This is a genomic window from Maledivibacter sp., from assembly GCA_025210375.1.
In the GTDB taxonomy this organism is placed as follows: Bacteria; Bacillota; Clostridia; order Peptostreptococcales; family Caminicellaceae; genus JAOASB01.
On the sequence record JAOASB010000039.1, the window covers coordinates 25064 to 34024 of the forward strand.

19 protein-coding genes are annotated in these 8961 nt (G+C 36.0%); all 19 read right to left on the minus strand.

What is annotated here, in order from left to right:
* Positions 1-13: 13 nt before the first annotated feature.
* Entirely contained in the window at positions 14-382 is a 369-nt protein-coding gene (gene rplR, locus N4A68_14510; protein ID MCT4565507.1) for a 50S ribosomal protein L18, read from the minus strand.
* A gap of 20 nt (positions 383-402) precedes the next feature.
* Positions 403-942, minus strand: a complete 540-nt coding sequence (rplF, locus tag N4A68_14515) for a 50S ribosomal protein L6 (protein MCT4565508.1) — start codon at positions 940-942, stop codon at positions 403-405.
* Between the two features lie 30 nt (positions 943-972).
* A complete protein-coding gene (gene rpsH, locus N4A68_14520; GenBank protein MCT4565509.1) occupies positions 973-1371 on the minus strand; it encodes a 30S ribosomal protein S8 in 399 nt (132 codons plus the stop codon).
* 23 nt (positions 1372-1394) lie between these two features.
* On the minus strand, positions 1395-1580 hold the full coding sequence (locus N4A68_14525) for a type Z 30S ribosomal protein S14 (GenBank protein ID MCT4565510.1): 186 nt from the start codon (positions 1578-1580) through the stop codon (positions 1395-1397).
* Positions 1581-1595: 15 nt separating this feature from the next.
* Positions 1596-2138, minus strand: coding sequence for a 50S ribosomal protein L5 (rplE, locus tag N4A68_14530; GenBank protein MCT4565511.1), 543 nt, complete (start codon positions 2136-2138; stop codon positions 1596-1598).
* 27 nt (positions 2139-2165) lie between these two features.
* Entirely contained in the window at positions 2166-2477 is a 312-nt protein-coding gene (gene rplX, locus N4A68_14535; protein MCT4565512.1) for a 50S ribosomal protein L24, read from the minus strand.
* A gap of 18 nt (positions 2478-2495) precedes the next feature.
* The gene (gene rplN, locus N4A68_14540; protein MCT4565513.1) at positions 2496-2864 is read right to left on the minus strand and encodes a 50S ribosomal protein L14; all 369 of its coding nucleotides are present in this window, start codon (positions 2862-2864) and stop codon (positions 2496-2498) included.
* 30 nt (positions 2865-2894) lie between these two features.
* Positions 2895-3152 (minus strand): 30S ribosomal protein S17, encoded by a 258-nt coding sequence (rpsQ, locus tag N4A68_14545; protein ID MCT4565514.1) that lies wholly within the window; start codon positions 3150-3152, stop codon positions 2895-2897.
* Between the two features lie 18 nt (positions 3153-3170).
* Positions 3171-3374 carry a 50S ribosomal protein L29 gene (gene rpmC / locus N4A68_14550; protein MCT4565515.1) on the minus strand — a complete coding sequence of 68 codons (204 nt, stop codon included), beginning with the start codon at positions 3372-3374 and terminating at the stop codon, positions 3171-3173.
* Entirely contained in the window at positions 3364-3807 is a 444-nt protein-coding gene (gene rplP, locus N4A68_14555; protein MCT4565516.1) for a 50S ribosomal protein L16, read from the minus strand. The genes rpmC and rplP overlap by 11 nt, the downstream gene beginning before the upstream one ends.
* A 30-nt stretch (positions 3808-3837) precedes the next feature.
* Positions 3838-4605, minus strand: coding sequence for a 30S ribosomal protein S3 (rpsC, locus tag N4A68_14560; protein MCT4565517.1), 768 nt, complete (start codon positions 4603-4605; stop codon positions 3838-3840).
* A 15-nt stretch (positions 4606-4620) separates the two neighbouring features.
* Positions 4621-4956, minus strand: a complete 336-nt coding sequence (gene rplV, locus N4A68_14565) for a 50S ribosomal protein L22 (GenBank protein ID MCT4565518.1) — start codon at positions 4954-4956, stop codon at positions 4621-4623.
* 31 nt (positions 4957-4987) lie between these two features.
* On the minus strand, positions 4988-5266 hold the full coding sequence (gene rpsS / locus N4A68_14570; GenBank protein ID MCT4565519.1) for a 30S ribosomal protein S19: 279 nt from the start codon (positions 5264-5266) through the stop codon (positions 4988-4990).
* 78 nt (positions 5267-5344) lie between these two features.
* Positions 5345-6178, minus strand: coding sequence for a 50S ribosomal protein L2 (gene rplB, locus N4A68_14575; GenBank protein ID MCT4565520.1), 834 nt, complete (start codon positions 6176-6178; stop codon positions 5345-5347).
* Between the two features lie 34 nt (positions 6179-6212).
* A complete protein-coding gene (gene rplW, locus N4A68_14580) occupies positions 6213-6503 on the minus strand; it encodes a 50S ribosomal protein L23 (protein ID MCT4565521.1) in 291 nt (96 codons plus the stop codon).
* On the minus strand, positions 6503-7126 hold the full coding sequence (gene rplD, locus N4A68_14585) for a 50S ribosomal protein L4 (GenBank protein ID MCT4565522.1): 624 nt from the start codon (positions 7124-7126) through the stop codon (positions 6503-6505). The genes rplW and rplD overlap by 1 nt, the downstream gene beginning before the upstream one ends.
* 28 nt (positions 7127-7154) lie before the next feature.
* Positions 7155-7787, minus strand: coding sequence for a 50S ribosomal protein L3 (rplC, locus tag N4A68_14590; protein ID MCT4565523.1), 633 nt, complete (start codon positions 7785-7787; stop codon positions 7155-7157).
* A gap of 100 nt (positions 7788-7887) precedes the next feature.
* A complete protein-coding gene (gene rpsJ, locus N4A68_14595) occupies positions 7888-8205 on the minus strand; it encodes a 30S ribosomal protein S10 (GenBank protein MCT4565524.1) in 318 nt (105 codons plus the stop codon).
* Between the two features lie 521 nt (positions 8206-8726).
* Positions 8727-8961 (minus strand): elongation factor Tu (tuf, locus tag N4A68_14600; GenBank protein MCT4565525.1); only part of this gene is annotated, 235 nt, incomplete at its 5' end.

Genomic DNA, 8961 nt, shown 5'->3' on the forward strand with positions numbered 1-8961 from the left:
TTCCCTCCTTTTGCTAAAATTGTAATCCAGCTTCTCTAGCTCCTTCAGCTAATTCCTTAATTCTTCCGTGGTATAGATATCCACCTCTATCGAATACTATCTCTTGAATACCTTTTTCTTTAGCTTTTTGTCCAATTAAATTTCCAACAAGCTTAGCTGCTTCTTTATTTCCAGTATTAGCTACCTTTTCTTTGATTTCTTTATCAAGTGATGAAGCAGCAGCAAGTGTAACACCGTTTGTATCATCAATTACTTGTGCATATATATTTTTTGAACTTCTATATACGTTTAATCTTGGACAATCAGGAGTTCCAAACACTTTTTTACGTACTCTACCATGTCTTATTTTTCTTCTTGAATTACTGCTTGGCTTAGTAATCAATTCATGTCACTCCTTTCCTATTATTTACCTGCTTTACCTTCTTTACGTCTTACATATTCGCCTTCGTATCTGATACCTTTACCTTTATATGGCTCAGGCTTTCTTAAATCTCTTATTTTAGCAGCATAATTTCCAACTAACTGCTTGTTTATACCCTTAACAATTATTTCAGTTTGAGATGGTGTTTCTACTGTGATACCCTCTGGGTCTTCCATATCTACTGGATGGGAAAATCCAAGCTGTAAATTAAGAACTTTACCCTTCTTTTGGGCACGGTATCCAACACCAATTATTTGAAGTTTCTTTTCGTATCCATTTGTAACACCCTCTAACATGTTAGCTATTAAAGCTCTACTTAAACCATGTAATGCTCTATGGTCTTTTTTATCAGAAGGTCTTTCTATAGTAATAACATTGTCATTTATATTAACCTTGATATCAGGATTTATTTGCTCACTTAACTCTCCTTTAGGGCCCTTTACAACTACTAGATTTTTCTCAGTAACTGTAACCTGTACACCTTGAGGTATCGTGATTGGCTGTTTACCTATCCTTGACAATTTGCGCACCTCCTATACAGTTCATCTCTTTTACCATACGTAACAAATTACTTCGCCACCAACACCTAATTTACGTGCTTCTTTATCAGTTATAACACCATTTGATGTTGATATTACAGCTATTCCAAGTCCTCCAAGTACCTTTGGTATTTCATCTCTTTTAGCATAAACTCTTAAGCCCGGCTTTGAGATTTTCTTAAGTCCTGTAATAACTCTTTCTTTGCTTGATCCGTACTTCATTTGTATTCTTATTAATCCTTGTTTTCCGTCTTCTATCACATCAAAACCTTTGATAAAACCTTCGTTTAATAATATATTAGCTAAAGATTTTTTAAGATTTGAAGCTGGCACATCTACAGATTCATGTTTTACAAGGTTAGCATTTCTTATACGTGTTAGCATATCAGCAATAGGATCTGTCATTGTCATAATTAATTACCTCCTTTCCCAGTTTACCAACTTGCCTTTCTTACTCCAGGAATTTGGCCTTTATAAGCTAATTCTCTAAAACAAATACGGCATATTCCAAATTTTCTTAAATACGCATGTGGTCTTCCACATATTCTACATCTATTGTATTCTCTTGTAGAGTACTTTTGTTTTCTTTGTTGTTTTACTTTGAGAGCTGTTTTTGCCACTACTTTCCCTCCTTATTATTGTTTACTAAATGGCATTCCCATTAGTTTTAATAATTCACGTGCTTCTTCGTCAGTTTTTGAAGTAGTTACAAAGATTATATCCATTCCTCTGATTTTTTCAACGTTATCATAGTTGATCTCAGGGAATATTAGCTGCTCTTTTACACCTAATGAATAGTTTCCTCTACCATCAAATGAATTAGGGTTAATTCCTCTAAAGTCTCTAACCCTCGGTAGCGCTATACTGATAAATCTATCTAAAAATTCGTACATTCTTTCACCTCTAAGTGTTACCTTTGCACCTACAGGCATTCCTTCACGAACTTTAAAGTTTGCAACTGATTTTCTCGCTCTAGTAATTATTGGCTTTTGACCTGCTATAGTTTCTAGCTCTTTTACAGCTAATTCCAAAGCTTTACGATTATCTTTGCAATCACCAAGTCCCATATTTATAACGATCTTTTCAAGTTTTGGAACTTGCATTATACTGCTATATTGAAACTTTTCCATTAACGATTTTTTAACTTCGTTAGTATATTTATCCTTTAGTCTAGTCACAAAGTATACCTCCCTTCGCTCTGAAGATTAGTCTAAAACTTCTCCAGTTTTAACTGAAACTCTTACTTTTTTACCATCTTCTAGTTTTTTATATTTAATTCTTGTTCCACTCTTAGCCTTTGAATCATATATCATAACCTTTGATGCATGAATCGGTGCTTCCATCTCCATAATTCCTGCTTGTTGCATTTTTTGAGTAGGCTTTTGATGTTTTTTCACCATATTCACTTTCTCAACGATTACTCTTTCAGTCTTCGGGTTTACCCCAAGTACTTTACCAGTTTTACCTTTATCTTTACCGCTGATTACTACTACAGTATCTCCTTTTTTTACGTGCATTCATTCCACCTCCTAGACCTATAATACTTCAGGAGCTAATGATACTATCTTCATGTATTTTTTATCTCTTAATTCCCTTGCAACAGGTCCAAATATACGAGTCCCTACAGGAGACTTATCGTCTTTAATAACTACAGCTGCATTTTCATCGAATTTTACATAGCTTCCATCATTTCTTCTTAAACCCTGTTTACTTCTAACTATAACAGCCTTAATAACTTCTCCCTTTTTAACAACTCCGCCTGGCGTTGCATTTTTAACCGAAGCAACTATTACGTCACCAATATTTCCATATCTTCTACCGGAACCGCCTAGTACTCGGATACATAACAATTCTTTAGCACCTGAGTTATCAGCTACCTTCAAACGTGATTCTTGTTGAATCATTTGTATACCTCCCTCCATTGCCTACATTGACTACTTGGCACGCTCGATGATTTCAGCAACTCTCCATCTTTTATCCTTGCTCAAAGGTCTTGTTTCCATTATTCTAACCTTATCGCCAATCTTGCACTCGTTGTTTTCATCGTGAGCTTTAAATTTCTTAGTTCTTTTAACTGCTTTTCCATATATAGGATGACGAACGAATTCTTCTACAGCTACAACGGCAGTTTTCTCCATCTTGTCACTTACAATACGTCCTACTCTTACTTTTCTTCTTCCTCTTTCCACGATATTACCTCCCTTCATGTACTATAGGTTTATCTCTTTTATTTCTCTTTCTCTTATAATAGTTTTCACACGGGCAATATCCTTCTTAACAGTTCTTATTGTTAAAGGGTTTTCTAATTGTCCAGTTGCTAATTGGAATCTTAAGTTGAATAGCTCAGCTTTTAAATCATTAAGCTTTTGCGATAATTCTTGTGAAGTCATATCACGAAGTTTATTAGCTTTCATTTGCTTCACCATCCTTTTCTTGCATTTCCTGACGTGTTACAAACTTACATTTGATTGGAAGTTTCATTGCTGCAAGTCTCATCGCTTCTCTTGCTAGCTCTTCATCTACGCCAGACATTTCAAACATTACTCTACCAGGTTTAACTACTGCTACCCAGTACTCTGGAGAACCCTTACCAGCACCCATACGAGTCTCAGCTGGTTTTTGTGTAACTGGTTTATGAGGGAAGATTTTTATCCAAACCTTTCCACCTCTTTTAATATGTCTATTGATGGCAATCCTTGCCGCTTCTATTTGATTAGAAGTAATCCATGTTGGTTCAAGGGCCACAAGGCCGTATTCACCATAAGTAACGGTATTACCTCTATTAGCTTTACCCTTCATTCTGCCTCTATGAACTCTACGACGTTTCACTCTTTTAGGCATTAACATGGTATATATCCTCCTTTCTTAACAATAGAACTACTTGTTACCTCTATTATCTCTAGATCTATTGTCTCTAGGTCTATTATCTCTTGATCTGTTATCTCTTGATCTATTGTCTCTAGATTTTGGCTTTCTTCTGCTTCTCTTTTCTTGCTTAGGCTCTTCTACAACCATTCCTGGAAGAATTTCGCCCTTATAAATCCACACCTTAATTCCTATTTTACCATAAGTAGTGTCGGCTTCAGCAAATCCATAATCTATATCAGCTCTAAGTGTTGATAGCGGAACATTTCCTTCACTGTAGCTTTCAGTTCTAGCCATCTCTGCACCATTTAATCTACCAGCAACAGCTACCTTGATTCCTTGGGCTCCAGCCTTCATAGCTCTACCAATAGCTTGCTTCATAGCTCTTCTAAATGCAATTCTTCTTTCTAAAGCAAAGGCTACACTTTCAGCTACTAATTGAGAATCTATTTCTGGTTTTCTAACCTCTGTAATATCTATATGCACAGATTTAGAACTCATTTTTCTAAGTTCTTTCTTTAACCCTTCGATATTTTCTCCACCTCTACCTACTACCATACCTGGCTTAGATGTTAAAATATTTATGTTGATTCTATTGGCCGTTCTCTTTATAAGAATTCTTGAGATTCCTGAAGTATACAATCTATTTTTAATGTATTTTCTTATCTTAAAGTCTTCCACTAACAGATCTGAATAGTCTTTTTTATTAGCAAACCACTTTGAATCCCAATCTTTAATTATTCCGACTCTCAATCCGTGTGGACTTACCTTTTGACCCATGCATTTTCCCTCCTTCTATTCCTTTTCTTTTAAAACAACTCCTATATGACTAGTTCTTCTTAAAATCGGATTAGCTCTTCCCATTGAACCTGCTTTCCATCTCTTCATAGTAGGTCCTTGATTAGCATATACCTCTGAAACGAATAAACTTTCTACATCCATTCCATGATTGTTCTCAGCATTTGCTACTGCTGATTCAATTACTTTTTTAAGTACTGCAGCACCTTTTCTAGGAGTGAACTTTAATATAGCTATCGCTTCATTAGCGTTCTTTCCTCTTACTAAATCTGCAATTGGTTTCATTTTTCTAGGAGAAATCCTAATATATTTAGCAATCGCTTTAGCTTCCACTGCATTACCTCCTCCCATAACTTTTCTCAGGTTATCTAACCTTGCTTGATTTTTCTCCTGCATGACCTCTAAACGTTCTAGTAGGAGCAAACTCTCCTAATTTATGTCCGATCATATCCTCAGTAATATATACTGGAACGTGTTTTCTTCCATCATGAACAGCTATCGTGTGTCCAATCATTTGTGGAAATATAGTTGATGCTCTTGACCAAGTTTTGATTACTTTCTTGTCTCCCTTGTCATTCATCTCTTCTATTCTTTTTAGAAGCTTAGGTTCCACAAAAGGTCCCTTTTTCAATGATCTACCCATGTCTTACGCTTCCTCCTTTCATGCACAAAGCAATAAGGTACATAGGGCCAGATAAATATTACGCTATCCTCTGAGCCCCTATTTACTCTTTCTTCTCTTAATAATAAATTTATCTGATTTCTTATTTTTCTTTCTAGTTTTGTATCCGATAGTCGGTTTACCCCAAGGTGTAACTGGAGACGGTCTACCGATAGGCGCTCTACCTTCACCACCACCGTGGGGATGGTCATTTGGATTCATTACAGAACCTCTTACAGTAGGTCTTATACCCATATGTCTCTTTCTTCCAGCTTTACCTATAGTTATATTTTCATGATCTAAGTTTCCAACTTGACCAATTGTCGCTTTACATTCAACTCTAACAAGTCTTACCTCACCGGATGGTAATCTAACGTGAGCATAGTTTCCTTCTTTAGCCATAAGCTGAGCTGAAGTTCCAGCTGATCTTACCATTTGTCCACCTTTACCAGGCTTAAGTTCTATATTATGAATAGTTGTACCAACTGGCATATCCATAAGTCTCATGGCATTACCTACTTTGATATCAGAACCCTTACCTGAAACAATAGTGTCTCCAACTGATAATTTATTCGGTGAAAGTATATATCTCTTTTCACCATCAGCATAGGTTAGTAACGCTATATTTGCTGATCTATTTGGATCATATTCTATGGCTGTAACCTTAGCTGGTATTCCATCTTTATCTCTTTTAAAATCAATTATTCTATATTTGATTTTATAGCCGCCGCCTCTATGACGTACTGTTATTCTCCCCTGGTTATTTCTTCCTGAATGCTTCTTGAAAGTAACAACAAGTGACTTTTCCGGCTCTTTTTTAGTAACATCATCAAAAGTAGAAACCGTCATTTGTCTTACACCAGGAGAAGTAGGTCTAAAGCCTTTTACACCCATTTTCTTGCCCTCCTTCTGCCTTTTAAAAATCTATCTACATACCTTCAAAGAATTCGATTGGTTTACTGTCAGCAGTTAATTTTACGATAGCTTTTTTCCAATCCTTTCTTCTTCCTACAAATCTTCCCATTCTCTTTTCTTTACCTGTAACATTCATGGTGTTTACTTTTTCAACTTTAACACCGAAGATTTCTTCTATAGCCTTTTTAACTTCGGATTTATTAGCTTTCTTATCAACCTCAAAAGTATATTTTCCTTCTGTCATATCTTCCATACTTTTTTCAGTAACAAGGGGTTTTATAATGATATCATAAGGTGTTCTCATTACGCGTACACCTCCTCTATCTTTTGCGCTGCTTCTTTTGTAATAACAAAAGTATCATATTTTAATATATCATATACATTTATACTATTAACTAATGTAGTAGCAACTCCTTGAATGTTTCTTGCTGATTTCACAACATTGTCATTCTTGTCGCCTAATACTATTAAAGCTTTTTTAGCTGCATTAACATTCTTTAAAATACTTACCATATCCTTAGTCTTAGGAGCATCCATTGTAAGCTCTTCTAATACTATAATCTCATTATTTTGAACCTTTGAGCTAAGGGCAGACTTCATAGCAAGTCTCTTAACTTTTTTAGGTAACTTGTAGCTATAATCCCTTGGTTTCGGTGCAAATGCTACTCCACCACCAACAAAGTGCGGCGCTCTTATACTTCCTTGACGGGCTCTACCTGTTCCCTTTTGTCTATAAGGCTTTCTACCGCCGCCTCTTACCTCTGATCTAGTTTTTGCCGATTGAGTACCTTGTCTTTGATTAGCAAGATAATTCTTAACAGCTTCGTATAGCACGTGCTGATTTACTTCTATGCCAAATACGTTATCATTTAATTCGATTTCTCCAACGTGTTGACCGGAAACATTCAAAACATTAACTTTAGGCACTTTACATCCTCCTCTCCCTAGCTAGAGTCTATTTAACGCCCTTTACGGCCTGATTTATTGTAACAATTCCACCTCTTGGTCCTGGTACTGCACCTTTTATTAAAAGTAGATTTCTATCAGCATCCACTCTAACTACTTCAAGATTTTGTACAGTAACTTTTTCATTACCCATTCTTCCAGCCATGTTCATTCCTTTAAACACTCTTGCTGGATATGATGATGCACCAAGAGAACCTGGTCCTCTATGGTATTTAGAACCATGGGTTTCTGGACCTCTACTTTGATTATGTCTCTTTATAGTACCCTGTGTTCCTTTACCCTTTGAAGTTCCTGAAATATCAACTTTCATACCTTCTTCGAAGATATCAGCTTTAATTTCTTGTCCCAAGCTATATGCGCTTGCATCTTCAACGATAAATTCCTTAACAATTCTTTTAGGCGTAACGCCTGCTTTTTCAAAATGTCCCTTAACCGGCTTATTAACCCTACTTGATTTCTTATCTTCAAAACCAACTTGGATAGAAGTATAACCATCATTTTCCATAGTTTTGATTTGAGTCACAAGATTTGGGCCAGCCTCTACTACTGTTACAGGTATTACAACTCCTTCTTCAGTAAAGATTTGAGTCATACCTACTTTTTTACCTATTAACCCTTTCATTGTTGCACCTCCTATTAATCTTACAGCGGATTACAAGTTTGTAATCGTACTAAGACAGGCAGGCTTATGAGTCTATATAAACCTATATCTTAGCTTCACCTTAAAGTTTGATTTCAATATCCACTCCAGCTGGCAAGTCTAATCTCATAAGAGAATCAACTGTTTTTGGAGTAGGGCTTAGAATATCAATTAGTCTTTTATGTGTTCTCATTTCAAACTGTTCTCTAGAATCTTTATATTTATGAACAGCTCTTAAAATAGTGATAATCTGCTTTTCCGTTGGAAGCGGTACAGGACCAGAAACTTCAGCACCTGTTTTCTTTGCTGTTTCAACTATTTTTACAGCAGATTGATCTAACACCTTGTGATCATAAGACTTTAATCTTATTCTAATTTTTTGATTTGCTTTGTTAGCCATCTTTTTCCCTCCTTTTCATCGCACGTATTAAATTTGTACGTACGACTGGAACCAATGTACACTCTCCCGGGTGTTCACATTTTTGTTACAAAAATAAAAGAGAGGTGAGTTCCTCGTCGCCCGATTCAAGAACGGACAGTTCTCCGCAGAAATTCCCCCAGCTAAGCTGGCAACCTTCTGCTTCATCGCAGTCCACACATACCTTTGTATTATATACTACTTCTTGTTTTTTTGCAAGCCCCAATTCAATTATTCAGAATTTTAACTTTCTTTTGGCTAAAACTCCAATTTTTATAGTCTCGAAGCTATAAGTTTTCGTGGTTCCAAGCTCCAAGTTTTTATGGTTCCAAGCTCCAAGTTCCAGGTTCCAAGTTTTAAGCCCTTCCTGTAGGTTAAGACTTAAAAGCTTTTATCTTGGAACTTGCAACTTGTAACTTGGAACTCAATCCTCTTGGAACTGTTTAAAGCATGCAAACCTAGAAGGTTTTATCCTCTAGGTTTGCAAATTATATTAATTTAAACTATTCTATAATTTTAGCAACAGCACCTGCTCCTACTGTTCTACCACCTTCACGAATAGCGAATCTTAAACCTTCTTCGATTGCGATTGGTGTGATTAATTCTACTTCCATCTCTATATTGTCTCCAGGCATACACATTTCTGTTCCTTCTGGTAATGTGATTGCTCCTGTTACGTCTGTTGTTCTGAAATAGAACTGTGGTCTATAGTTATTGAAGAATGGTGTATGTCTTCCA

Coding starts and splice junctions, on each gene's coding strand:
- rplP (MCT4565516.1), bottom strand. CDS start 3,807: ATGTTAATGCCTAAAAGAGTGAAACGTCGTAGAGTTCATAGAGGCAGA.
- rpsJ (MCT4565524.1), bottom strand. CDS start 8,205: ATGGCTAACAAAGCAAATCAAAAAATTAGAATAAGATTAAAGTCTTAT.
- rpmC (MCT4565515.1), bottom strand. CDS start 3,374: ATGAAAGCTAATAAACTTCGTGATATGACTTCACAAGAATTATCGCAA.
- rpsS (MCT4565519.1), bottom strand. CDS start 5,266: ATGGGTAGATCATTGAAAAAGGGACCTTTTGTGGAACCTAAGCTTCTA.
- rplC (MCT4565523.1), bottom strand. CDS start 7,787: ATGAAAGGGTTAATAGGTAAAAAAGTAGGTATGACTCAAATCTTTACT.
- rpsH (MCT4565509.1), bottom strand. CDS start 1,371: ATGACAATGACAGATCCTATTGCTGATATGCTAACACGTATAAGAAAT.
- rplW (MCT4565521.1), bottom strand. CDS start 6,503: ATGAGAACACCTTATGATATCATTATAAAACCCCTTGTTACTGAAAAA.
- rplN (MCT4565513.1), bottom strand. CDS start 2,864: ATGATTCAACAAGAATCACGTTTGAAGGTAGCTGATAACTCAGGTGCT.
- rplX (MCT4565512.1), bottom strand. CDS start 2,477: ATGCACGTAAAAAAAGGAGATACTGTAGTAGTAATCAGCGGTAAAGAT.
- rplB (MCT4565520.1), bottom strand. CDS start 6,178: ATGGGTGTAAAAGGCTTTAGACCTACTTCTCCTGGTGTAAGACAAATG.
- rpsC (MCT4565517.1), bottom strand. CDS start 4,605: ATGGGTCAAAAGGTAAGTCCACACGGATTGAGAGTCGGAATAATTAAA.